Origin of the sequence: Teredinibacter sp. KSP-S5-2 (assembly GCF_032773895.1) — a bacterium.
Taxonomy (GTDB): domain Bacteria; phylum Pseudomonadota; class Gammaproteobacteria; order Pseudomonadales; family Cellvibrionaceae.
The window spans coordinates 40,204-65,562 of the sequence record NZ_CP120416.1 but is presented as its reverse complement, the minus strand read 5'-3'; the positions used below and the strand labels follow the sequence as shown (position 1 = coordinate 65,562).

Annotated in this window: 24 protein-coding genes and 1 other RNA gene; 3 read left to right on the top strand and 22 right to left on the bottom strand. The window is 44.8% G+C overall.

What is annotated here, in order from left to right; translation table 11 throughout:
• Nucleotides 1–27 precede the first annotated feature (27 nt).
• The 20 genes from P5V12_RS00315 to argC form a co-directional block, all read right to left on the bottom strand.
• Nucleotides 28–765 (bottom strand): cell division protein FtsQ/DivIB, encoded by a 738-nt coding sequence (locus P5V12_RS00315; protein ID WP_316955243.1) that lies wholly within the window; start codon nucleotides 763–765, stop codon nucleotides 28–30.
• Nucleotides 766–853: 88 nt separating this feature from the next.
• Nucleotides 854–1,795: a D-alanine--D-alanine ligase gene (locus P5V12_RS00310; protein WP_316955242.1), complete on the bottom strand. Its 942-nt coding sequence runs from the start codon at nucleotides 1,793–1,795 to the stop codon at nucleotides 854–856.
• A gap of 13 nt (nucleotides 1,796–1,808) precedes the next feature.
• Nucleotides 1,809–3,230, bottom strand: coding sequence for a UDP-N-acetylmuramate--L-alanine ligase (gene murC / locus P5V12_RS00305; protein ID WP_316955241.1), 1,422 nt, complete (start codon nucleotides 3,228–3,230; stop codon nucleotides 1,809–1,811).
• Nucleotides 3,223–4,296 (bottom strand): undecaprenyldiphospho-muramoylpentapeptide beta-N-acetylglucosaminyltransferase, encoded by a 1,074-nt coding sequence (gene murG, locus P5V12_RS00300; RefSeq protein ID WP_316955240.1) that lies wholly within the window; start codon nucleotides 4,294–4,296, stop codon nucleotides 3,223–3,225. Before murG ends, murC begins: the two co-directional genes overlap by 8 nt.
• Entirely contained in the window at nucleotides 4,286–5,425 is a 1,140-nt protein-coding gene (gene ftsW, locus P5V12_RS00295) for a putative lipid II flippase FtsW (RefSeq protein ID WP_316955239.1), read from the bottom strand. Before ftsW ends, murG begins: the two co-directional genes overlap by 11 nt.
• Nucleotides 5,419–6,771, bottom strand: a complete 1,353-nt coding sequence (murD, locus tag P5V12_RS00290; RefSeq protein ID WP_316955238.1) for a UDP-N-acetylmuramoyl-L-alanine--D-glutamate ligase — start codon at nucleotides 6,769–6,771, stop codon at nucleotides 5,419–5,421. The genes ftsW and murD overlap by 7 nt, the downstream gene beginning before the upstream one ends.
• 3 nt (nucleotides 6,772–6,774) lie before the next feature.
• Nucleotides 6,775–7,857, bottom strand: a complete 1,083-nt coding sequence (gene mraY, locus P5V12_RS00285) for a phospho-N-acetylmuramoyl-pentapeptide-transferase (RefSeq protein WP_316955237.1) — start codon at nucleotides 7,855–7,857, stop codon at nucleotides 6,775–6,777.
• Complete coding sequence (locus P5V12_RS00280) at nucleotides 7,858–9,219, bottom strand: UDP-N-acetylmuramoyl-tripeptide--D-alanyl-D-alanine ligase (protein ID WP_316955236.1); 1,362 nt, start codon at nucleotides 9,217–9,219, stop codon at nucleotides 7,858–7,860.
• Nucleotides 9,210–10,751 carry a UDP-N-acetylmuramoyl-L-alanyl-D-glutamate--2,6-diaminopimelate ligase gene (locus P5V12_RS00275; RefSeq protein ID WP_316955235.1) on the bottom strand — a complete coding sequence of 514 codons (1,542 nt, stop codon included), beginning with the start codon at nucleotides 10,749–10,751 and terminating at the stop codon, nucleotides 9,210–9,212. Before P5V12_RS00275 ends, P5V12_RS00280 begins: the two co-directional genes overlap by 10 nt.
• Nucleotides 10,751–12,463: a penicillin-binding protein 2 gene (locus tag P5V12_RS00270; protein ID WP_316955234.1), complete on the bottom strand. Its 1,713-nt coding sequence runs from the start codon at nucleotides 12,461–12,463 to the stop codon at nucleotides 10,751–10,753. The genes P5V12_RS00275 and P5V12_RS00270 overlap by 1 nt, the downstream gene beginning before the upstream one ends.
• Nucleotides 12,463–12,801, bottom strand: coding sequence for a cell division protein FtsL (ftsL, locus tag P5V12_RS00265; RefSeq protein ID WP_316955233.1), 339 nt, complete (start codon nucleotides 12,799–12,801; stop codon nucleotides 12,463–12,465). The genes P5V12_RS00270 and ftsL overlap by 1 nt, the downstream gene beginning before the upstream one ends.
• A gap of 15 nt (nucleotides 12,802–12,816) precedes the next feature.
• On the bottom strand, nucleotides 12,817–13,734 hold the full coding sequence (rsmH, locus tag P5V12_RS00260) for a 16S rRNA (cytosine(1402)-N(4))-methyltransferase RsmH (protein ID WP_316955232.1): 918 nt from the start codon (nucleotides 13,732–13,734) through the stop codon (nucleotides 12,817–12,819).
• Between the two features lie 12 nt (nucleotides 13,735–13,746).
• On the bottom strand, nucleotides 13,747–14,190 hold the full coding sequence (gene mraZ / locus P5V12_RS00255) for a division/cell wall cluster transcriptional repressor MraZ (protein ID WP_316955231.1): 444 nt from the start codon (nucleotides 14,188–14,190) through the stop codon (nucleotides 13,747–13,749).
• A gap of 327 nt (nucleotides 14,191–14,517) precedes the next feature.
• An RNA gene (rnpB, locus tag P5V12_RS00250) (RNase P RNA component class A) lies at nucleotides 14,518–14,884 on the bottom strand.
• A gap of 92 nt (nucleotides 14,885–14,976) precedes the next feature.
• Complete coding sequence (locus P5V12_RS00245) at nucleotides 14,977–15,846, bottom strand: energy transducer TonB (RefSeq protein ID WP_316955230.1); 870 nt, start codon at nucleotides 15,844–15,846, stop codon at nucleotides 14,977–14,979.
• A gap of 180 nt (nucleotides 15,847–16,026) precedes the next feature.
• Nucleotides 16,027–16,467: an acyl-CoA transferase gene (locus P5V12_RS00240; protein ID WP_316955229.1), complete on the bottom strand. Its 441-nt coding sequence runs from the start codon at nucleotides 16,465–16,467 to the stop codon at nucleotides 16,027–16,029.
• A gap of 92 nt (nucleotides 16,468–16,559) precedes the next feature.
• Nucleotides 16,560–16,916, bottom strand: coding sequence for an iron-sulfur cluster insertion protein ErpA (gene erpA, locus P5V12_RS00235; protein WP_316955228.1), 357 nt, complete (start codon nucleotides 16,914–16,916; stop codon nucleotides 16,560–16,562).
• Nucleotides 16,917–17,015: 99 nt separating this feature from the next.
• Complete coding sequence (locus tag P5V12_RS00230; protein WP_316955227.1) at nucleotides 17,016–17,450, bottom strand: polymer-forming cytoskeletal protein; 435 nt, start codon at nucleotides 17,448–17,450, stop codon at nucleotides 17,016–17,018.
• Nucleotides 17,450–18,190, bottom strand: coding sequence for a DUF6776 family protein (locus tag P5V12_RS00225; protein ID WP_316955226.1), 741 nt, complete (start codon nucleotides 18,188–18,190; stop codon nucleotides 17,450–17,452). Before P5V12_RS00225 ends, P5V12_RS00230 begins: the two co-directional genes overlap by 1 nt.
• 38 nt (nucleotides 18,191–18,228) lie before the next feature.
• Nucleotides 18,229–19,269 carry an N-acetyl-gamma-glutamyl-phosphate reductase gene (gene argC / locus P5V12_RS00220; protein ID WP_316955225.1) on the bottom strand — a complete coding sequence of 347 codons (1,041 nt, stop codon included), beginning with the start codon at nucleotides 19,267–19,269 and terminating at the stop codon, nucleotides 18,229–18,231.
• Nucleotides 19,270–19,828: 559 nt separating this feature from the next.
• Between argC and hemJ the strand changes: the two genes are divergently transcribed.
• The 3 genes from hemJ to hemL are packed head-to-tail and all read left to right on the top strand — an operon-like array spanning nucleotide 19,829 to nucleotide 22,425.
• On the top strand, nucleotides 19,829–20,260 hold the full coding sequence (gene hemJ / locus P5V12_RS00215; RefSeq protein WP_316955224.1) for a protoporphyrinogen oxidase HemJ: 432 nt from the start codon (nucleotides 19,829–19,831) through the stop codon (nucleotides 20,258–20,260).
• Between the two features lie 10 nt (nucleotides 20,261–20,270).
• Nucleotides 20,271–21,113: a hydroxymethylpyrimidine/phosphomethylpyrimidine kinase gene (locus P5V12_RS00210; RefSeq protein WP_316955223.1), complete on the top strand. Its 843-nt coding sequence runs from the start codon at nucleotides 20,271–20,273 to the stop codon at nucleotides 21,111–21,113.
• 22 nt (nucleotides 21,114–21,135) lie between these two features.
• Complete coding sequence (gene hemL, locus P5V12_RS00205; RefSeq protein WP_316955222.1) at nucleotides 21,136–22,425, top strand: glutamate-1-semialdehyde 2,1-aminomutase; 1,290 nt, start codon at nucleotides 21,136–21,138, stop codon at nucleotides 22,423–22,425.
• 8 nt (nucleotides 22,426–22,433) lie between these two features.
• Here the strand turns inward: hemL and P5V12_RS00200 are convergent, their stop codons facing one another.
• Together P5V12_RS00200 and P5V12_RS00195 are read right to left on the bottom strand one after the other, a co-directional pair.
• Nucleotides 22,434–22,781, bottom strand: a complete 348-nt coding sequence (locus P5V12_RS00200) for a hypothetical protein (protein ID WP_316955221.1) — start codon at nucleotides 22,779–22,781, stop codon at nucleotides 22,434–22,436.
• Entirely contained in the window at nucleotides 22,774–25,041 is a 2,268-nt protein-coding gene (locus P5V12_RS00195; RefSeq protein WP_316955220.1) for a DUF1631 family protein, read from the bottom strand. The genes P5V12_RS00200 and P5V12_RS00195 overlap by 8 nt, the downstream gene beginning before the upstream one ends.
• Between the last annotated feature and the right edge of the window lie 318 nt (nucleotides 25,042–25,359).

Below are 25,359 nucleotides of genomic sequence, written 5' to 3'. Positions count from 1 at the left end.
ATTTTAAATTCATAAAGTTTGTTCTTTCTAATTAGCAACAACCAAGTTTGTATTACCCTGCTTCCATTTAACTGCGACGCCTTTTTCATATCTCACATCCACGTACGCAATTTTCTCCCCCAATCCATATAGCTGGCTGTCATATACCACTAAAAAATTTTTCATTTTATCCAGCGTATTTCCCTTACCCAAATCAATCGTATAAAAGCCATCCAATCTTACCTTCCATGCATTTGCGTCATTCACTTCAATCTCGGCAATTTTAATTTCCCGTTCAGCAAGAAGCCGGGTCAACATGACATAGATCTGTACTATTTCTTCAGAACGGGATTCGTCGCCCTTTAGCATCGGCAAATATGCCAAATTAGAATTATCTCCCACTTCAATATAGTTACCATAAACGGTAATTACACCATCGTTATTCCAGCGAGCAATAGGCTTGTATTCCTCAACCTGAACGTCCAGCTTATCCGGCCAACGGCGCTTTATATTCACGCTTTCCACCCAAGCGAGAGATTCAATCCGGGTTTTAAGTGTTTTCAGCTCCTGTTTTAGAAACCCGTCTTCAATACCTGACGCAATAATGTTTTGCACATCCTGCTTGGATAAAAATGTAAATTCACCCACCACATTCACTTCAGCAATTGGTTTTTTTGCTTTATCCGCCATTGTTTTTGGAATCGATTCCAACGGCAATTTCATTCCGATATAAATCACACCCAACAAAAGCGAAAGTGCGCACAAAACTTTAATCAACGCTCGCAAACTGATTAACTTCCTTTTTTTGGGACGAGCGACCTTCCTGGTAGCCCCAGTGTATTTTTTTGCTTGTGTTGCCTTTTTTTCTCTAACCTTAGCCACCAACACTACCCGTTAGTATTTCAAGAACCAAATCCTCGAAATCCAAGCCAACATTTTTCGCAGCCATAGGCACCAAGCTATGGCTTGTCATACCCGGAACTGTGTTTGCTTCCAGCAAGTAGAACTGTTCGTCTTGGTCCTGCATAAAATCGATACGTCCCCAACCTTTACAACCGAGCGCATGGAAGGCACGCAACGCAATAGATTGCAGCTCTTCAACTTTTTCTTTTGTTAAGCCACATGGGCATAAATACTGCGTATCTTCCGAGATATATTTCGCGTCATAATCGTAAAAAACGTGATCCGTTTTTAACTGGATAGGCGGTAATGCCTGACCATTTAACACACTGACAGTAAACTCTTTCCCCTCCACGCGCTGTTCAGCAATGACCGTATGATCATGCTCAGCCGCTTTTTTGTATGCAGCCTCCAACTCATCGGTACGATTGACAAAACTCATACCCAAACTAGAACCTTCATTAACAGGTTTAACAAAAACCTGATACTGAAGTGAATCCATAACTGCCGACCAATCAGATTCTGCCGTTAACACCTGATACTTAGGTGTAGGCAAACCAACAGCCGTCCAGATTTGTTTGGTTCGTAACTTATTCATTGCCAACGAAGACGAAGCATGATCACTCCCGGTATAGGGGATACCGAGCCAATCGAGCATTCCTTGAACTTTTCCGTCTTCACCACCCACACCATGCAATGCAATAAAAACTCTGTCTGGATTAATTTCCTGCAATCGGGAAATAATATTTTTATCCACATCCACACCGATCGCGTGAACACTTTTTGCTTGCAGCGCTTGCAATACCGCATTACCGCTTTGCAACGAAATATCGCGCTCCGCAGACAAACCGCCGTACAGTACGGCAACTGTTCCAAAAGCGTCACTTTCAATACTCGGCACTTTTTTATAGGTCATCTCTCATCCAGGCCTATTTCATCTTTCTTTTTGCCAGCTCTTTAGCAAGAGCACCAACATTACCCGCTCCCTGAGTAATCACAATATCACCAGCCTGAACAATGTCTTTTATAACGGCAGGCACGGCTTCGATTCCTTCAACAAATATCGGATCAACCACACCGCGGGTTCGAATACTTCGACTCAAGTGTCGACCATCCGCACCTTGAATTTTTTCCTCTCCTGCGGAATACACTTCCAACAGAATTAATTGATCGACGGTGGATAACACATCGACGAAGTCTTCATACAGATCTCGTGTTCGAGTGTATCTATGCGGTTGATATACCATCACCAAGCGGCGATCCGGCCAGCCTTCTCTCACCGCAGAAATGGTTGCCGCCACTTCTGTTGGATGGTGCCCGTAATCATCAACGAGCATGACATCGCCATCATCAAGATCATAAGTGCCATAGTCCTGAAAACGTCGACCAACTCCAGAAAACTCAGCCAGGCCTTGTTTGATTGCTTCATCACTCACCCCTTCATCCAGGGCCACGGCCACTGCGGCAGTTGCATTCAGTGCATTATGAACACCGGGTAAGTTCACAACCAACTCCAGGTCTGGTACGGAACCTGGACGCTCAACTTTAAACTCGGTTTTGCGTGCGTTCTGTTTTACATCATAAATTCGGTAATCACAGTCTTCCGAAAAACCATAGGTCACAATAGCTCTGGAAACCTGCGGCATAATTTCTTTCACTACCGGATCGTCGCCACACATCACCGCTAACCCGTAAAACGGAAGGTTATGTAAGAATTCAATAAATGTTCTTTTTAACGTTTCAAAATCGCCGCCATAGGTTTCCATATGATCGGCATCGATATTAGTGACAACAGACACCATTGGTTGCAAGTGAAGAAAAGAGGCATCGCTCTCGTCCGCTTCTGCGACTAAATACTCACTCTCACCTAATCGTGCATTACAACCTGCGCTATTGAGCAAACCACCAATCACAAACGTTGGGTCTTTCCCCCCAGCAGCAAGAATGGAGGCAATTAAACTGGTTGTTGTTGTTTTACCATGAGTACCGGCAACCGCAATTCCGTGGCGATAACGCATTAACTCGCCCAACATTTCCGCACGACGGACGATGGGGATACGTTGCTCTTTTGCCTCAACCAACTCGGGATTACCACTTGTTACCGCGCTGGAACTCACCACCACATGAACGTCTTGAATATTCTCTCCATGATGACCGATATACACTTTTGCACCCATCGCAGATAAACGCTTGGTCACATCAGACTCTTTTAGATCAGACCCGGAAATTTGATATCCCTGATTCAGTAACACTTCAGCAATACCACTCATCCCAGCACCGCCAATGCCGACAAAATGAATTCGTTTTATACGTCGCATTTCAGGAACGCGATAAATATCTGGATTAGGCATTGATCAGGGCCTCACATATTGAAACAATTTTTTTATCTGCATTGGGTATTGCAGTCTTTCTTGCATTAATTGCCATTTCCGTCAGGCGTGTCCTATCCAGAAAGTTTTCACGAATACACTGCGCCAAGGTTTCTGCTGTTACTTCTGCTTGTTGCATAATCACACCAGCGCCGACACTTTCCAGTTGAACTGCATTTTTTGTTTGATGATCATCAATGGCGTAAGGGAAAGGGATAAACAATCCCGGCAATCCCACACAGGCCACTTCTGAAACAGTTAAGGCTCCAGACCGACAAATAATAAAATCCGCCCAGGAAAACGCCTCTGCCATATCATCAATATATTCACTCGCTATACAGCGCAACTCATGCTCATCATAGGCTTGCTGTATATCTGCACTCACACCCTTTCCCGTCTGATGCTTGATAGATAATTCTGTTTCATTCTTGAGCTTTGCCAAGGCCTCAGGAACAAACTGATTAAGTGCCCTAGCACCCAAACTACCGCCAATCACTAAAACGTTTAATGTGTTTCCTCGATTCGCCAACCGGATTTCTGGTGAATCAATAGCAACAATTTCTTTTCTTACCGGGTTACCAACACACTCCGCATCAGGGATTGTTTTGGGAAAAGCTTCAACAACTTTATTGGCAAAATTTGCCAGTAATTTATTTGTTGTTCCCGCGACCGCATTTTGCTCATGAATAACCAGAGGAATACCCATTAAATAAGCTGCCACACCACCCGGTCCGGACGCATAACCACCGAAACCAACAACACACTCGGGTTGAATATCTCGCAATACTTTTCTTGCCTGCAAGACGGCACTAAATACCCAAAACGGCGACATCAACTTGGTCACAAGCCCTTTTCCACGAATACCTTTTACCTTAATGGTTTTCAACTCGATATCATTTTCAGGTACCAACCTGGCTTCAATCCCAGTATTGGTTCCCAACCAAAACGGGCGATAGCCCCGTTCCATAAATTTTTTTGCAACCGCCAGACCTGGATATACATGTCCCCCGGTGCCACCTGCCATGATCAATACGTGCTTACTTGGCATTTTTTAACTCCCAGTGCACACGAAAAACCAAAGCGATCAAGCCAAACGTTATCAGCAAACTACTCCCGCCATAACTAATGAAAGGCAAAGTCAGCCCTTTAGTTGGCAGCAATCCACTGGCGACACCCATATTAAAAAAGCTTTGAATGGCCAACATAAGGCCAATACCAAACGCCAAATATGCGCTAAACAGTCGATTTTGTTCACCAGCCTGTTTAGCGATATGTAATATTTTGTACACAAAATAGATGTATAACCCAATCAGGCATAACACACCTAACAGACCAAATTCTTCTGCCAATATGGCGAAAATAAAATCCGTATGCGCTTCCGGCAAAAAAAACAATTTTTGTAAACTATTTCCCAGGCCAACGCCGAGCCATTCACCTCGACCAAAAGCAATAAGCGACTGTACCAGCTGATAACCACTATCAAACTGTCGAGCCCACGGATCCATAAAAGCCACTAGCCTTTCCCATCGGTAAGGCGACGACCAAATCATGGCAACAAAACCGCCGCCTCCTACCGCCGCCAAAGTCATGAAGCGAAATAACGGCACACCAGCTAGAAACATCATGCCGGCCAACGTCGTAGCAATAACCACCGAGCTACCAAAATCCGGTTCCAGTAATAGCAGCAATACCACCATACCCAAAATAAAAATCAGTTTGATAAAGCCAAACCACTGATGCCGAACCTCATCGGACTTTCTCGACAGGTAACTTGCGAAATAAATAATTAAGCAAAATTTTGCTATCTCCGAGGCCTGCATAGTTAAAAAACCAAGATTTAACCAACGACGGCTCCCATTAACGGTTTTGCCAATTCCCGGTACCAGAACAACCGCCAACAGCAGTAAAGCAAGCAATAGCAACGCACTCGCATACTTCTCCCAAATTCTCATAGGAACAGAAGCGATGAACAAAGCCCCAACCAGCCCCATGCACATATAAACCGATTGTTTTTTTACAAAGATCCATGGGTCGCCGTAGTTCGCAGCGGCAAAATCCAGTGAGCTGGTCGCAACAGCAATCAAACCAATACTCAACAATGCTGCTGTTGCAGCAAGCAACGCATAGTTAAGGCTCTGCACATTCATGCTTTGTACTGCTTCTCTATGCCCTAACACGATGCCACCAGTTCACTTACACAGCGTTTAAAATCCTGACCACGCTGCTCGTAGCCTGAATACATATCAAAGGACGCACATGCGGGAGACAGCAACACCACTCCCTGCCCACTGGTTAGCGAATACGCTTTTTCAACAGCTTCCTTCATTGTTAATGCGGAAACTTTATTGATACCACCCGATACCGTTTCACCAATAATTGCGGCATCACGTCCAATCAGGATTAAGTTTTCGACATCTTGGGAAACACATTTACCAAAATCGTCAAAACTCACACCCTTGCCATCACCACCGGCGATCAGGGTTATCTTTTTCCCTAATTGTTTAAAACTGTTAATGGCCGCAACTGCCGCACCGATATTGGTTGCTTTGGAATCGTTAATAAAATCAATATCATTTTTTGATGCAACATATTCACAACGATGCGCTAAGCCTTTAAATTCTTTGAGTACGCGAACAACCGCCTCCATTGGGATATTGAGCGCGTCACATATCGCGATTACAGCAAGGCTGTTTTCGATATTGTGTAAACCCTTGGTTGCCAATTCGCTTTCATGTAACACAGGTACTTTTGCCACCAGCAACTGCCCTGAATCACGATCAAATACGAACTGCTGCTCGCCTTCTTCCGTTATTTTCCGGCTGGCGAAGCCTCGGCGCACCACGCCATCAATTACCGGCGGCTGAGTCAAAGGGTCTAAGAGGTTATAAACAACATTTTTTGCCCCAAAGAAAATCCTTTGCTTTGCCGCAACATATTGAGGATAAGTCGCGTACCGATCCATATGGTCGGGAGACAGATTTAAATTACACGCTACCGTCAACCCACCTTTTTTAGTCGTTTCCAATTGAAAACTGGAAAGCTCCAAAACATATAAATCCGCATTTTGCTCAAACAAATCCAATGCAGGGACACCAATATTGCCCCCCACCGCCACATTGATTCCGGCCGCTTCGGCACACAATCCCATCAACGTGGTAACGGAAGTTTTCCCATTGGAACCAGTAATTCCAACTACGGGCTTGGAAACTTCTCGCAAAAATAATTCAACGTCCCCAATTACGGACACGCCAGCTTTCGCAGCACAATCAATATACGGTTCTTTGATTGATATCCCAGGGCTAACGACCAGCTCATAAAAATGATCCAACGCACCTTCAGGAATGTCACCACAATGCAATTCATTCTGAGGAAACGCTGCTCGATACTCAGAAAAGCTAGGGTGATCCGTTCGGGTATCAAACGCACAAAATGCCATACCACGCCGAGACAAATAGCGCGCAACGGACATCCCGGTAATACCGAGTCCGACTATCGCAATTTTTTTATCTGACGTAATAAGCATAAATTATCGAATCTTTAAGGTCGCCAAACCAAACAAAACCAGAATTACGGTAATAATCCAGAAACGCACAATCACACGGGGCTCTGGCCAGCCCTTTAACTCAAAATGATGATGTAGCGGCGCCATTCTAAATATTCGCCTTCCCGTTAGCTGGAAAGAAGCAACTTGTAGAATGACCGATACAGTTTCCATGACAAAAATGCCCGACATAATCAGGAAAACAACTTCATGGCGTACAATGACAGCAATAACGCCTAAAGCTGCACCTAATGCCAGGGCACCCACATCGCCCATAAAAACCTGTGCGGGGTAAGTGTTAAACCACAAAAATCCCAAACCAGCTCCCGCTAAAGCCCCACAAAAAATCACCAATTCCCCTGTACCCGGCACATATGGAATATGCAGGTACGCAGAAAAATTCGCGTGCCCAACCAGATAGGCAATAATGCCCAATGCGGACCCCACCATTACCGTTGGCATGATCGCCAATCCATCCAAGCCATCGGTTAAGTTAACCGCGTTGGAAAAGCCGACAATCATGAAATAGGTCAACAATATATATACCGGCCCCAGCTCAATCATGACTTCTTTAAAAAACGGAATATACAGGGAAGTCTCCGCAGGGCTTTTAGCCGTATAAAACAACGACACCGCAACCGTTAAGCCCAACAACGATTGCCAAAAATATTTCCATTTTGCGGGCAAACCTTTGGAGTTTTTCTCCACCACTTTTCGATAATCGTCAACCCAGCCAATTAAGCCGTACCCGCATGTAACAAACAGAACCGCCAACACAAAACGGTTCGATAAATCCGCCCACAAAACAGTTGCAACAACAATCGCAAATAAAATCAAGGCACCGCCCATGGTTGGCGTACCCGATTTACTCAAGTGGGATTGCGGACCGTCATCGCGAATTGCCTGACCAATTTGCAGTTGGTTTAATTTTTTAATCATCCACGGCCCTAGGAACATACTGATTCCCAACGCCGTTAACACACCCAAAATGCCACGAAAGGTGAGATAGCGAAACACACCAAACCCACCAATATATTCCTGTAAGTATTCAGCTAACCAGAGAAGCATTTAACACCTCCTTTCTCGCAAACTACTGACAACATCTTCCATGCCAGCACTACGCGACCCTTTAATTAAAACCGTGCTTCCCTCTGCGATTTGACTTAGTAATACATCAACCAACATGGACTTATGCTCAAACGCAACACCATGCTCGCCAAAACCGTCTATGTAATCATTTGCATGCTGACCAACAGCCAACAAGGAAGTAATGCCTTGCGCTTTGGCATATTCGCCAACATCTTTATGCATTTGAGCGGCGTCGTCACCTAGCTCTGCCATATCACCACAAACCAGAATACTGTGTTCAAATGGTGCTAAGTAATCGATAGCAGCCTTCATTGCTCCCGGATTCGCGTTGTAGCAATCATTAATCAGTAAATACTGCTCCATATCGATTAACTGCATGCGGCCATCAACACCAGAATAGGTTTCCAAACCTTGTTTTATTTGCTCGAGACCAATTCCCAAAGCAAAGGCACAGCTGGATGCCGCCAACGCATTGTGAATATTATGCTTACCTAATACCTGCAATCGAACCTCTGTAGACTGCTCTCCCTCACACAAGGTAAATTGATAACGTCCATATTTATCAGCAAAGCTATTCTCTGCCGTCACCAATCGATCCAAACTATTATTTTGGAAATTCCCAGAAGGCTTAACAGAAAATCCGACTTTTAATTTGTCTGCACATAGAGCAATGTATTGCTCACGTGTTTTTGCATCCAGATTAATCACTGCCCAGTCCAGCTTTTTCAAGCTGCGATAAATTTCAGATTTTTCTTGCTCAATCGCTTCCAGGCTACCAAAACCACCAATATGAGCCGGCATGACATTCGTAACTAGAGCAACATCCGGTTCAATTAAGCTTCCCAGATACGCAATTTCGCCAACTGCATTAGCACCGGCTTCAATAACCGCGTACTGATGCTCCCGACTAAGTTTCATCAACGTGAGCGGCACACCGATATGATTATTTAAATTCCCCTGAGTCGACAAAGTATTTCCAGCCTGACGACAAATATTGGCCAGCATTCCTTTCACAGTGGTTTTTCCTGCGCTACCGGTAATACCAACAACCTTGCCGTGAAATTGCTCTCGGTGATGTTTAGCGATTTGTCCTAACGCCCGATAGGAATCTTCAACTTGCCAATAAGGCGAATTACCTTCAAGGACGCGCTCACTAACCACTCCCACAGCACCTTTTTGTAATGCGTCGGAGATAAAATCACTGCCTTTAAAATTTGGGCCATCCAAAGCGACAAACAGCTCGCCTTCAGCAATTGACCGAGTATCGGTACTAATTCGATCAAAAGTACAATCGCCCTGAAGCACACCACCAAACCGTGCGGCCAACTCGCTTAAGTGCATAAGGCCCCCTTTTGGTTGGCAACACGCTGTTTCAACGCATCTAGCGCGATAGCGTGATCAGAAAAAGGAAGCCTTAGCCCATTAATTTCCTGATAATCTTCATGCCCCTTGCCTGCAACTAAAATACAGTCTCCAGGTTCAGCTTTAGCAATAACATCGTGTATTGCTTCTTTTCTATCGACAAGTGAGCGAACCTTTTCACAGTTCGACACTCCAGAAAGAATGTCCTGAATAATCTCGATCGGTTCTTCTGTTCTCGGGTTATCTGATGTAATTAGCACTTGATCAGCAAGCTGCTCTGCAACTTCACCCATCAAAGGACGTTTACCTTTGTCCCGATCCCCGCCACAACCAAACACCACCGTCAGTGTTTTATTCACATGCGCCTTCACCGCCAGAATGGCTTTTTCCAACGCATCTGGTGTGTGAGCATAATCAATTAACACTACTAGATCGGACTCCGGCACACTCAAAAGCTCTAATCGACCTTCGACCCCAACCAATTGTTCAAGAGTTTCTGTAACCTTTTTAAAATCATGACCGAGCAAACAGGCAACGCTCATAACAGCTAACAGGTTGTGAATATTAAAATCACCTATCAATTGGGTTCGGATATGCCCGGCGCCCCAAGGTGTTGTTACGTCGAACTCCATGCCGCGCTCACGAAACTCTATATCAGATGCAACAACATCCGCTTCGCGGTTATTCAACGCATAAGAAGTTACACTTTTTCCCTCAAGCTCTTTCAAAGTGACACTTTCTTCGACACCAGCCTGATCATCTAAATTAATGACAACTTTTTGAATATCCGACCGGCTGACAAAATCAAATTTAGCTTTTTGGTACGCCTCAAATGTACCGTGATAATCCAGATGATCTCGTGTTAAATTGGTAAACACCGCAACATCAAAATTCACTGCATCAACTCGCCCCTGAGTCACACCGTGTGACGAAACTTCCATCGCAAAATGCTTCACATTTTGTTGCACAAATTCTGCAGCAATGCGCTGAATCTGAATTGCATCCGGGGTAGTCAGACCAGTGTTAATTAGCGCCTCACCATAGCAACCATAACCAACGGTACCAACCGATGCGGACTTCTCACCCAACAAACTCAATAATTGCGCGATCAAACTGACACAAGTACTTTTGCCATTTGTTCCAGTAACACCCACAACAGAAAGTTTTTCTGTTGGTTGGCCATACCCCTTGCCAGCCAAGATTCCTATTTTTTTACCCAAGCCTTCTATCGACAATACCGGAACGGATTTTCTTATAGACAACTGACCGTGATTGTTATCGGTGGCATCCGCTAAAATAAATACCGCTCCCGCTGCGATAGCGGAATCGATAAAATCTCGTCCATCAACAGCCTCACCTTTAATGGCGACAAAAACATCTCCCGGCTTAATCTGGCGACTATCATTGGCAATACCCGTAATTTCTCGCTCAAGAAGTTCTTGCTCTAGCAAACCGGCAACAGGCAAATCTGCCAGCAGTTTTTGTATATTCTGTTTAACAAAAGCAACCATTAGTTATGCCTCCAATTTACTGAGGCAACCTGCTCTTCTATTTCCAAAGGAGGAACCCGCAAAACACGCAACGACTTTTCCACAACTTTGGAAAAAACCGGCGCAGCGGCTTCACCACCAAAATATTTTCCATTTGACGGTTCATTCACCATCACAGCTGCAACAACAACCGGATTTTTTGCTGGTGCCATACCCGCAAACACTGCGACATATTTATCGTCTTCGTAACCACCTTTTCCGACTTTATGCGCAGTACCGGATTTACCTGCAACCGGGTAGGAATCTATTTGCGCACGAGTTCCCGTCCCACCTTTTTGTGTCACTCGCTCCAGCATATGGCTGACATCATCAGCAACACGGGAAGACACCACTTCATTACTACTCAACTGTTCACTTGCCCGATGCAACAATGACACGGGATGAAGCTGCCCTTTCGCAGCAATCACCGAATAGGCTTGGGCAAGTTGCACCGTGTTCACACTTAAGCCATAACCGTATGCAAATGTCGCCTGCTCAATAGGACGCCACTTGTTATGTGATGGTAAAAAGCCATTAGCCTCGCCGGGAAAACCAATACCGGTGGCCTGCCCCAGGCCCATGCGAAAATACATATCGCGAATCTGTTCGCCATCCATTTCCAAAGCCAATTTACTGATACCCACCTGACTCGATTTAGCAATAATTGTGGGTAAATCAATTACACCGTAATCCCGGTGATCAACAATGGTTTTTCTACCAACCCGGATATACCCTGGACTGGTATTGATTTTGTAGTTTGGCGAATATTTTCCCGTTTCCAACGCGGCCATCACCGTAAACGGTTTCATGGTTGAGCCCGGCTCAAATAAATCCGTAATAGCGCGATTACGTAATAATTCGGGGCGAATGTTGACTCGATTATTCGGGTTGTAGGACGGCTGGTTAACCATTGCCAACACATCGCCCGTTGCCACATCCAATAAAACCAGCGACCCGGATTTTGCGCCTTGCTGCGCAATCGCTTCTTTTAATTCTCGATGAGCGAGATATTGCAGTCGTAAATCGATACTGAGTTGTAAATCCTTCCCCGGAATCGGTGCCTGAACCAAACCTTCATCTTTTACAACATTGCCTTTTAAATCTTTAATTACCCGCTTTAATCCCGGCGTACCTGAAAGCCATTCATTGTAAGCAAGCTCAATGCCTTCCTGACCGCTGTCTTCAATATCAGTAAAACCCAACACGTGCGCGGTAACTTCACCCGCCGGATAAAAACGTCGGTATTCAGTTTGAGAATAAACACCTGGAATTCGTTTCGCGATAATAACTTCCGCTTCTTGTGGCGGAAGATGTCTGGCCAGATACATAAATTGCTTATCGCTATATGCATTTATTTTTTCGACCAGTTCCTTTCTGGGTTGATTTAATGCCTTCGCCAACAAACCGACATTGGCTCGGTCAAATTTTTGCGGGTCAAGAAACAGCGATTTTACTGGCGTGCTTACGGCAAGTAGTTCGCCGTTTCTATCGGTAATCACACCTCGATAGGCCACCACTTCCTGACTACGAATGGTTCTGGCCTCACCTTGTTTTTGCAAAAACTCAAAACCACCATCGGTTTTTGGAACAACTTGCAAATTTGCCAAATGCCAGGCAAGCGCCAGCGGCAGCAGAGTAATAACCCCAGCCACAAAACGAAAACGCCAGACAATAAGTTGTTCTTTCGATTTCATTAGCGATAAATCAGTTTAGTTTCTTCCGCCTCTGGTATATTCATACTAAGTTTTTCACGGGCAAGTTGTTCCACTCGCGAATATTCTGCCCATGAACTTTTTTCCAATTGGTATTGGCCGGACATAACCCGTAAACCAATGGCCTCTCTGCGTAAACTTTCAAGTTCTTGCGTGGCTTTTCGAGCACTGTACGTGGAATACACCACCCCCATTGCCGACCCCACAGAAAAAAACCACACACCTAAAAGCAAAAAGCCTTTAAATAGCACGCTTGTTTTTTTTGTTTGCTCAACCGATTTAGGTTGATACTTTTCCATTCGAGACTTTGAATGCCGCATTAATACCCCATCAAATCAAAGCCGTTCCGCCACGCGCATCACTGCACTACGTGACCGAACATTTTCCTTTACCTCTTCATCACCGGCCTTAACGGCTTTGGTGATAACTTTGAGTTTTATATCTTGCATTTCTTCGGTCACGGGCAACCCCCTCGGAAATACTTTTCCACGCGACTCATCCCGCATAAACCGTTTTACAATTCTGTCTTCCAGTGAATGAAAGCTAATCACCACCAAGCGCCCGTCTCGCCCAAGCAACTCCAACGAGTTTTGTAATGCAAGCGTCAAATCATCCAACTCATTGTTGATATAAATTCTGATTGCCTGAAACGCTCTGGTTGCCGGATGTTTGCCTTTTTCCCATTTCGGATTTGCGGCACTGACAATCTCAGCCAACTCTCCGGTAGTTTCAATTTCACGTTTTTCCCTTTCACGCTCAATTGCTCGAGCCATGCGTTTAGCAAACCGCTCTTCACCATATTCCTTCAAAACAAATGCGATATCGTCAACATCTGCACTGTTAATCCATTCTTTTGCGGAAGGCCCTGCGACATTGTTCATTCGCATATCCAGTGGCCCGTCCTGCATAAAACTAAACCCACGCTCAGCCTGATCAAGCTGAGGCGATGAGACACCAAGATCAAGCAACAAGCCCGAAAGCGTACGCGCCTCTACAGCACTCTTCATGTCAGCGAACGAACAATGCACGATGGAAAAACGCGAATCCTGCTGTTCAAGCTGCTGACCAACCTTAATTGCTTCCGGGTCTTTATCGAATGCTATTAACCGCCCTTTACGGGACAGCCGTTGCAAAATTGCCTTGCTATGCCCCCCGCGACCAAAGGTCCCGTCAACATAAACACCATCGGTATCAGTTATAAGGGCATCAATCGATTCCTGTAACAGAACCGAGTAATGGAAATCAGAATCCATATATACAGCCCTTTAAAGCGAAAGCGACAACATCTCGTCAGGCAGTTCGTCGTCTGACGCTAGATCGGCGACGGAGGCGAACCACGCATCCTCACTCCACAATTCAAATTTTTTGCCTAGACCGACCAGCATCAGCTTTTTTTCCAGTCCGGCATATTCTCGCAAAGTGGGCGGAACAAGAATTCGGCCATTGCCGTCCAGCTCCAACGCGCACGCATACCCGATGAGCATGCGCTGAGCCCTGAGCGCCGCTTTATTGAAGGTTGGCAGAGCCTCAATTTTTGGCAGAATGTTTTGCCACTCAGGCTCGGGATAAAGAAGCACACAACGATCCTGAGTATGTGCGGTCATCACAATACGACCAGCGCAGTCAGCCGCCAGGTCATCCCGATATTTCGCCGGAATGGCCATACGACCTTTTGCATCCATATTTATGGAATGACTACCCTGATACACACATAACCTCTTAACCCAGATTTTTGCCTTTCCTGGACCACCAAGCTCCACTTAAAGCCACTTTACACCACTTTTGCACACTATATTTCAGATATTAGCAAAGTCAAGGAAATGCGGCGGAGATAATGTGGCTAACTTATTGATATTGATAAGTTTTTTGGGGAAGAAAGAAGGAAAACCGAGGCCAAAAAGAAGAGAATAATGAGTAAATTCAGAAGGTTACAAGCAAAAGCTAGAAACGACTTTAACATCAATATTATTTAACTCTATGAAGAGAACCACAAAGACTTGAAGAGTATATGCGCCAAAAGGCGCAATTGAAGGAAGAATAAGAGTTAGCCGATAAGCCGGGTTCTGTCGTGGACAATCATTCATCTAGGGGTTGAGTCACCTCAACCCTCAAGCGACCTACCCGAATCCAGCGCGGGTCACGCCTTTGGATTCCTATTTGGTCTTGCTCCGAACGGGGTTTACCATCGCCACAATTGTTACCAATTGCGCGGTGCGCTCTTACCGCACCATTTCACCCTTACCTGTTTATTGCCGGAGCAATAAACAGGCGGTTTACTTTCTGTTGCACTTTCCGTAGGCTCGCGCCCCCCAGGAATTACCTGGCGTTCTACCCTATGGAGCCCGGACTTTCCTCTGCGGCAATACCCGAAGGCGCTACCGAAGCGATTGTCTGGCCAACTCTGGAGCAAAAGATAGCACTAGGTTGTTTTAGCTGCAAATATTTGCTGAGAAAAGATCACATAAAGCTTCAGAAGCTTAGTAGCTACTACCAAATTAATTTGCTATTTCATAGGTGAATCGATTTTTTACATCACGAACATCCACCGGCTGCCCGTTTTCTATACGAGGCTTGTATAGAAATTTTTTGGCCACTCTGAGCGACTCAGATCTAAATATTTCATTGCTACACTCAACAATTTGGTGGTCGGTGGTCTTGCCAGTTTTTAATACCGTGTATGAAACCGTACAGTAACCTTCTATGCTGGCTTTCGCGGCCTCCTCTGGATAACGCGGTGCAACCTTTAGGACAGGAAGATATTCATCTTTCGCTCGATCAGATTTTATTTCTTCAATCTTTTTTTGCACACCCTCAACCAAATCATTTCTTCCCTGGCTTTTTAGGATTTTTTCTTCAAGCTCATACAATGAAACCAAGGATTTCGAGTTCGAAACTCCTTTAGAAACTCTTTTTGATAAAGCATTTAATTCAGATATAGCCTCATCTACTTGACCAAATTGCCATTGCAAAACAATACTATAAAGCATGAAAGAGCCTTTGTAGTGCTGGGGAAGTTTTTCAAGACTCACCCCCTCTAAATACGACTCCATTTTCACGTAGTCATCGAGCTTATAAGACAACTGCGCACCAGTCATTTGCTTTTCTAATCGTTTCACCCCCTGAATCGAAGAGTTATCAAGCAACCGATCGACATAAGTAAGCGCTTTTTCGTTCTCTCCCATAATATTATGTAAATAAACAAAATACTCATCCACTAGTGATTTTTGATATAGATAACAACCTGTCGAACAATATCGATCCAATGCCTCAAGACGTTTTAACGCAGATACATGTTCAGGAATAATATACCCAGGCTCTACAACATATAATTGAACCAACTGATCAATAGCTTCGATCTCTCGCATAAAATACTTAAGATCATCTGTTATATAGCTTTTTGAGGATTGAGAACCACACGAAGAAAGGAAAAACAAAACAAATACAAAAAAAAGAGGAGCACGCATAATAATGTCAGTTTATATACTTTATTCTTGAGTTACAAAGACAAGACTACACTCGCAAAAAAAAACAGCAAACAATCGATACTAAAAATACACGTAGTCTTTTTTATTAATAAGTTCATCAATCGCAGAAGGACCGAAGGGAACCGTTCCGACAAACGGAACCAATGAGGACTTTTCTTTCCCTTGCACCCCCATTCGCGTTTCGCAGACCTGAACCTCTACAACTTTAAACGCAGTCAGGCGAGCAGCAATATCCACTATTTCTTTATATTGCTGATAGTTCTCTTTGAAAAAAATTTCCACTTCCGGGCCATGAATAATAAAGGCCAAAGGCTTGCCAACCTCCTCAACTTTGCCGTCCAGATATAAGCTTTCAGCACGCAATAACGCCCGCTTTAAATCTTCCGGTGAATCGAGAGCAATGCGCGCAACGTAGCCTTGAGGATTAAACGGTGATTCAGAGTGGCGATCACGGTCTGAGATAGATAAAGGAGAGGAATCAAGCTGAGGAGCTTGCGCCATCGAAATTGGCGCAAGAAAAAAAACAACGAAAACCAAATAGAATGCTTTTTTATAACAAGATAGGCGGTTAGCGTTTTTCACTTAGTCAATCGTCATATCGAGAAGGAAGACCCACAACCACAAGTCGAAGATGCATTGGGATTAACCACCGTAAATTTGGACCCTTGCAGGCCTTCCTCATAATCCAGCTTTGCCCCGACAAGGTATGGGTAGCTCATTGCATCAACAACAACGGACACACCTTCACGGGATATTTCCGCATCATCTTCGGCAACCGCCTCATCAAAAGCAAAACCGTACTGAAAGCCGGAACAACCACCGCCGGTGACAAAAACACGTAACTTGAGGTCGGGGTTGTCCTCTTCTTCAATGAGGCTACGTACCTTGTTTAGCGCGTTATCCGTTACCTCAATGGGCTGTGGAATAAATGTCTGTGGTTCACCACTCATATTTCACCTGGCCAATGCCTAAAAACTGCTCAACTCACAAATAATAATGAGAATTATCGGTATAACCAAGTATAAAGGTCAAGTATTACCACTCAACCCTTACGATTTCCCTTCTCCCGATGCCACCACAGCTTTTAATGGCTCACTTTTTACACTCGCGACAGTACCTTCCTTCACGTGCTCCAGCTTGCCATTCACCTGCGCCCCTTTTACGACTTCGATAGCACTGTAATGGACATTGCCCTGAACCACTGCACTCGCCGCCAACTCAAGGTGCTTGGATGAGTGAATATCACCTTTAACCGAACCACGAACGATAATCTGTGGAGCGTGGATTTCACCATAAACCTCGCCCTTCTCGGCGATAGATATCTTGGCATCAACACCCGCTTCGGCGTAGATATTACCTTTGATTACACCGATTACTTCCATGTCGCCACCGAACTTTATATCTCCGGTAATTTCAACAGCACGAGCAAGTAATGTGTGCCCACCAGCTGCAAAATGGTTATCTTGATCTTTTTTACCTAGCATTAGATTTCCTCCACTAACCAACCGAAACGTTTTTCGATGGTGACAGGTTTACTACCGGTTGTACTGGCAATCAGTTCTATTCTTTCTGGTTCAAAACCTTCAGGCAGAATCAACTTACCCTCGATGTTCTGAAAATACTTAAATCTAAGACGTATTTTTGCAGCAGAAATATCCTTTGATAAATCAGAGAAGTTATATTTTGCTTCCAGCTCCCCCTGCTTACCGATAATGACCACCTGCAAAACGCCGCTCAACAAATTATGGTTGACCGCCAACTGCTGCATCACAACTTTTAATTGGTATGCCCTCGGAGTATCGGTATCGGTGATTTCAACCGCGCCAAATGTTAATCCGCTTCTATTGCCGCTGGGGGCCATCAAATTGCGATAAAAGCTGTTTTCTTCTTGCAGTTGCGCAATACTTTCCTTTAACGCAATGACCTCTTTCCTCACACCCTCGTTGGCTTGGCGATCAACTTCCGCACCAAGATGTATGTTTGCAATTTCCTGCTGTAATTGGCCAACTTCTGCTTCTGCAGACTCCATCTTCTGCTTATAAAAAGCCGCATCCGCCAGAGCTTTTTCCTGCCCATCCATGCCGTGGATATGGCCAAGCTGAAACGCCACCAAAGAGGCCAATACAAAAAGCAAAACTACGCCCGCAAACAGGGTAAACCTGAGAAACGGGCGGTCTTTAACCACTTTTAACGTGTAATGTTTGCTGCCTTTAACTGCCGTCATTTTTCCGGGTATCTCTTTTCTTACTAAAAACTGAAGGCTTAGGGCACCACTGCCGGCGCTTGTAATCCTGTGGTTTCATCCAGGCCGAACATAATATTCATACATTGAATCGCCTGGCCTGAAGCACCTTTGGCAAGGTTATCAATAACCGACATAACAACCACGGTACCTCGTTCTTGTGGTTCCATAATAGACAGTCGGCACATATTCGTGCTTCTCACAGTTCTCGTTTCTGGAAAACAACCCTTGGGAAGCACATCCACAAAAGGTTCGTTGGCGTATTTTTGTTCATATAACGCCTGAATATCGTCAACCGAACCACGAAGCTTGGCGTACAAAGTTGAGTGAATACCACGAATCATTGGCAACAAATGTGGCACAAAGGTCAACTGTGCAGGCTCTGCACCTACCGGCTGTAATGCTCTTAACCCCTGCTCTGTTTCCGGTAAATGTCTGTGTCCGTCTACCTTGTAAGCTTTGAAGCTCTCACCACATTCTGACAACAAGGTTCCCACACTGGCCTGTTTACCCGCGCCACTCGTACCCGAAGCACTGTTAGCAATCAGCGTTGTTGGGTCAATCAGGTTGTTTTCCAATAAAGGTAAAAAGCCCAACTGAATTGAGGTTGGGTAGCAACCAGGACATGCCACAAGTTGTGCGTCTTTAATGGCTGAGCGGTTAACTTCCGGCAACCCATAAACCGCCATATCTACAAGATCTGGACAGCCATGTTTTTGCCCGTACCACTGCTCCCAGGTTTCAATATCTTTTATTCGGAAATCCGCCGAGAGATCAATAACTTTCGTCGAGCCATCGGAGAAGTCCGACATCATCGCCTGAGCAACACCGTGCGGGGTGGCAAAGAAGACAACATCACATTCTTTTATTGTAGCGACATCCGGTGCGCTAAAGCTTAAATCGTAGTGGCCGCGTAAGCTTGGGAACAGTTCTGTTACCGATCTCCCGGATTCAGCTCTGGAAGTGATTAATCTTACATCCGCTTCGGGATGTAAAGCCAAAAGTCTAAGCAACTCAACACCGGTATAACCAGTGCCTCCAACAATACCTATTTTAATCACACGCGACCTCTTTACGACTTCTCTGAATACTTGAGGGGAATTTCAGCCCCACATCATACGGAGTTTTCTCAAAAAACCAATCTATCTCAACCATACCAAGATGAAACTCTCTATCCATTTGGCTGGCGGCAGCTATTTTAGTCTCAACGATAGCGCCTAACGTTGATATAGAATGATTAGAGACTATTCCTTAATTTGTACTGGATTGTATTATCCAGAAGTCACCCACTCAACAAGCAGCCATACCCCTCCAGCGCCTGCCTAATGATAAGTAAATAGCACATACAGGTCTGTTGGCATAAAAAGCATCGGGATTAGTTATTCGTTTTATAGACTTCCCTCTCAAACCGTCCTCACTACTCTGTATTCAAGGGCACACAGATAGAAAACGGCTGAACACCGCCGAAGAAAATGCTAACTTACTACAGGCTCTAACACGGTGTATCGCCAAGTTTTTATACGTTGATCAAAGCCACAACCATACTCTACGATCAACAAAACCCAGAACAAAGTCACAAAAACTGCCATAGACAAGTATTATCAACCGGGAGAAGAAAAAATGTTATGGGCTAAAGCATTTCATATTATTGCTGTTGTGAGTTGGTTTGCCATGCTCTTTTATCTGCCCCGCCTGTTCGTTTATCACGCAATGACAGAGACCACAGACACACAGGGAAGGGAACGTTTCAAAGTAATGGAATACAAGCTATATAAATACATAGGCACGCCCGCTATGATTGCCACGTTAATCTTGGGCTTCGGTACTGCGGCATTTTCCTGGGAATATTACTCGTCGAGTACCTGGTTTTGGCTAAAAATCGTATTGGTGATACTGCTCGTTATTTATCACCATTTATGCGGATATCACGTCAAACTTTTTCGAGATGATGACAACGTGAAAAATCACGTTTACTTTCGATGGTTTAACGAATTTCCAACAATATTACTGATTGCTGTAACACTTCTGGTTGTACTAAAAAGACCCCTATAAGGATACTGATATGCTTACTCAGCCTCATACGCCTCCGGTGGTACTTTCTTTCTCGGCGCTGGATCCGTCCGGTAGCGGGGGCATTCAGGCTGACATCGAAACGACTGCCAGTTTAGGTTGCCATTGCGCGCCCGTGGTCACCTCCCTGTGTGCAGATGGTAATACTCAAGATACAGAAACCCTGGCTACAGACCCAACAATGCTAATTCAGCAAGCACGGTCCGTGCTGGAAAACATGGATGTAAAAGCGGTAAAAATCGGCTTTCTCGGTTCTGTATCGATTGCTGAAGCCATCCACTCAATACTCAAAGACTACAATCATCTTCCGGTGGTGACCCACCCGGTATTAAATCTGTGGGACGATCAATCCCCCGAACAAATGGAGTTGCCGGAAGTATTGTCTTCACTCATTTTACCTCTGAGCACATTAACCTGTTTATCACTCTACGAAGCACGGAAGATTGCGCAAGAATCGGATACCATCGAAGCAACCGCAAATGCTTTAGTTGCGACTGGATGTGGAAATATTTTGATTACCAGTACAGGCAAAGAACGCAAAGCCTTCCAAAACAGTTTATTCGGCCAACGCGGTTTAATTAATAACTATTATTGGGAACAGGAAGCCCCCAACTGCCATGGCTCCAGCAGCACCTTGGCAACCAGTATCGCGTCGTATATCGCGCATGGAACAGACCCTATACACGCTGCAGAACAGGCACAAAATTATACTTGGCAAACCATGTGCGCCTCACGCGAATTAGGTTTCCAAAAACGAACGCCTCACAGATTCTTCTGGGCAGATAAAAATATCGAAGCACCGGAAGAATTACCTGCAGCAAAACACACACACTAATCGTCCAGGTAAATACAACATAATGTCCACTAGTCCAAAAAATCATATTGCATTTACCGCCGCACAAGCAGTTATTCCCGGCGGCGTGAATTCTCCAGTTCGTGCTTTTCGTGCTGTTGGAGGGGAGCCAATATTTATTGACCGAGCAAACGGTGCTTACATTTACGATATTAGTGACAAACGCTATGTCGATTATGTTCTGTCCTGGGGACCAATGATTTTAGGCCACAATGACGATGATGTTCGTCATGCCGTAATGGAAAAAATGCAAAAAGGCTTAAGTTTTGGCGCTCCAACGGAAATCGAAACAGAGCTGGCCAAACTGGTGTGTGACATTATGCCCGGAATGGATAAAGTCCGGTTTGTCAGCTCCGGAACAGAAGCGACAATGAGTGCAATTCGTCTGGCTCGAGGTTATACAGGCAGAGATAAAATTATTAAATTCGAAGGCTGTTATCACGGCCACTCCGATTCATTATTAGTGAAAGCCGGTAGTGGCGCATTGACCTTAGGCGTTCCCAGTTCCCCTGGCGTTCCCGACTCCCTAGCAGAACACACCATCACACTAACCTATAACAACATTCAACAGGTTAAAGATACTTTCGAAAAAATCGGCGAGCAGATAGCCTGTATTATTGTCGAACCCGTTGCCGGAAACATGAACTGTATTCCGCCTGTACCCGGTTTTTTACAAGCCCTTAGAGATTGCTGTACAAAGTATCAAAGTGTTTTAATTTTTGACGAAGTCATGACAGGCTTCAGACTCGGTATCCAGGGCGCTCAAGGCTATTACGACGTTCAACCGGACTTAACGACCTTGGGTAAAGTGATTGGCGGAGGAATGCCTGTCGGCGCATTCGGCGGCAAGCAGGAGATAATGGAAAAAATCGCCCCCACCGGCCCGGTTTATCAAGCAGGTACTCTCTCGGGGAACCCAGTTGCAATGGCAGCCGGCTTAGCCACGTTAACCAAAATTAAACACTCAGATATCTATCCGACACTTTTTAGCAAAACAGAAAAGCTGGTTACTGGTATCTGCGCCAAAGCAAAAGAAAAAGGTATTCCTCTAACGTCCAATCATGTAGGGAGCATGTGGGGATTGTTTTTTACTGAGGAAGAAAAGGTCACCAACTACCAGCAAGTCATGGCGGGAAATACGGAGCGATTTAATCAGTTCTTCCACGCAATGCTTGAGCAAGGTGTATACCTGGCCCCGGCCTGTTACGAAGCAGGCTTTTTATCTATCGCTCATACGGATGAGGATATTGAATTTACTATCGAAGCAGCAGCGAGAGTTTTTAGCCAACTGTAGGTAATTGGCTAATCTTCCTGGCTGATCTCATTTTTAAGCAAAACCAAAATTGGCTTGTCACTTTGTGACAAGTCAATTATTTGAAAACCCGCCCAGTGCTGATCTTCTCCGTCAGTCTCACTTTTCCACAAGCACTCCGCACCGATAGAGATAGCAGAGACATCATTAATTGGGGACGACAACTGAAATTTCAGTTGGTAAACACAATTGACATTAACATCTCTTGCCCCCAACAGAAGAAACCCCTCTTCATGTAAATTAACCAATTTACCGATGGACGTTCCTTTTAACACATCACTTACGTTAACCGATTGACTGACTGGTACTCTGGTAAGTCGTCTACGATTGTCACTCATCCGTGGCCCCTTCTACTGATGTGCCGGCTTTTTCATTTAATTTATGGAAGATATTTTCCAAGGCCCGCTCGAAGAACGGTTTAGAACTACCCGAAACAATTTTGGTTTCACCACCAATCATTTTTCGCGCTAACGCCAAGCCTGAAATCATATCCTGGCGCTTACCCATTTGATCTACCAGCATATAGTGAGAAGTTCTTGCGTTGTACCATGCAACTTTTAAGCGACGACCATCCCTGAATTCCAGCCAGGTACCAAATTCAATCATCTTCAGGCTTTCCACCATCTGCGCTTCTTCTGGCGTTGCCTGTCTTTCGTCCTCAACACGCGTACCCGCTTTCTCCGCCGCAATTTTTTCCAGCTTGTCACGCATCGGCATAGGAGCAGGTTCAGCTTTTTTACTCTGAATAGCCAGTTTAATCAGGGAGGAAATCGCGTCGGCTAATTTTTTTCCTTTTACCTGGTCAAAACCAATGGTTTCAAACCCACTCTCAATCGCCGAGATTAATTCATCGTGCATTTCAAGCTGACGATTTTTATCCTGCGCGGTGCTTTTTGGCTCAATACTCCAAAGCACATCATCCACCAAGGCCAACGCCTTATGCCATTTCGTCGATTTTTCGCCAAACCGTAATAAAGCAAAAGACAAATAATCCGACCACGGTTGTAGCAAAAATAACAACACCGCCGAAGGCAGCTCAACTTTATCGGTTCGTTTGCGAATTTCGTTATTCACTCGCAACTTCACTTCACGCAGTTTCTCTTCGCCCTGAGCTTTCTCCGTCGCTCGTTTTTCCATAAGCTCCTGGCGACGCATAATGTTTTTGGTGTAACTGCTGAATTCCAATAACAAGCCAGTAATGACCTTAAGGTCGTTATCAAACTCTTTCAGAATACGGTCAACAACAAGTTTAATTTTGTTATAGATATCAAACTGGGCATCACCCTTATTATTCACCCAACGGCTGCCAGCTTCCGCCAGGTTATTCAGCAACAAGCGTGCAGGATGATCGGTTTTTTCAAAAAAGCCCGGATCGATAAAAGCAATTTTCAGGAATGGAGTATGCAAATAACTCAGTAAAGTTTTAATACTGTCCGGTAGGTTTTCATCATTGAGCATGTACTCGAAAACCATTCCAACCAAGTCGATGGTGTGCATATCATTTTTATCGACCTGACCATCCTTCTCTTCTTCTTTTAACTGTTCACGAATCTGGTCGATGACATGGGAGATATCAACAGGAACTAATTCTTCTCCCTCGGCAAAATGACTCACTGCTTGTTGAGCTGTACCTTGAACAGCCTGCAATGCAGACACCAAATCAGCAGCTGGGACAATAACTTCGCCTGGAGCCAATGGCTGGCCGGGATGAACCTGGGTTTGCAAACCTCGAATTGCCTGCAACAAACTGTGCTGGTACTCCTCCGGGGACAATGTTGGATCTGGAAGATGCGTTTTATTCTGTGCGGCAATCGCATCCAATGCCATACCGACAGCATCGCTATCGGAATCCGCCAACTGCGATTTTGGTGCAGCGCCTGTTGGCAGTGAATACTTCAGATGTGGAAGAATCCCATGCTGCTTAAGGTAGGCATTAATGTCTTCAGTAATCAATTTGGTTAGTGCAAGAACCTGATCATCGTAAACTTTGTATGCCAATGACTTGGTTTTGCTATTGAGGGGCAATAATTTCAATGCCCGACGCAAGGAATCACAATACTGAATTGGCGAAGCAGGATTATTCGATTCGGTGACATGCTCACCTTCATTCAGAACCGCAAACCTCTGATTCAGTGCCCACAAAGGTTCAGCATAATAGCTATCGGCTCGCTGACTAATCGAAGAAATGGAGATGGTTTCTTCCAGTTCTTCATTATCAACCAGAGACAAAGAATCGGAATCCGATGAGTCACCGCCATATGAGGTATTAAGCTGTTTCTTCTTAAACTTTACAAACCCCTCGGAAAGGTACCCGCAGAAATATCGCTCCAATTCTGTTGCATTTTGCCTAAGCTCCCGCTGAATCTCCGCCAACTCGGACGACTCCTGATTAGACTTGGCATTACTTATCTCTACGGTTAAGGCATCATCCAAGGTATGGAGATATTTTTTAAACGCCTCCTTGGAATGCTCCGCCGCCAGATGCTGGCATGCTTTGAGGTGAGAAACCACCGCAGAATTAGACAAGGGCAAAAGCAATGGTGCCTGCTCTTCGTTGCTCGCTTCTCGTTGGTCAGGGTCCCGAATTAGTTTAGACATATTGCCCCTTTGAAAAATTATTGTTCCCTAATTGTCTTTGTATGTTGTACAAAATCATTTTTCCTGTGGCCAATAGAATCTGTAAAGTAATTCGACAAGCGAAATCAATGAAATACTCGCGCTTATCGAGGACTTCAGCGCTATCTAATAAATATAGCCACTTCCCCCCACTAGACAAACCCACAAGAGTAAAACCACTATTCTGCCTAATGTTGTTTAATTTTACACGCAAAGTTAATGCCCAAGATGCCACTTTAGCCACGTGGAGACAGAAATCAGGCTACAATAGCGGCCTTTTTATAAACATGGTCATTACAT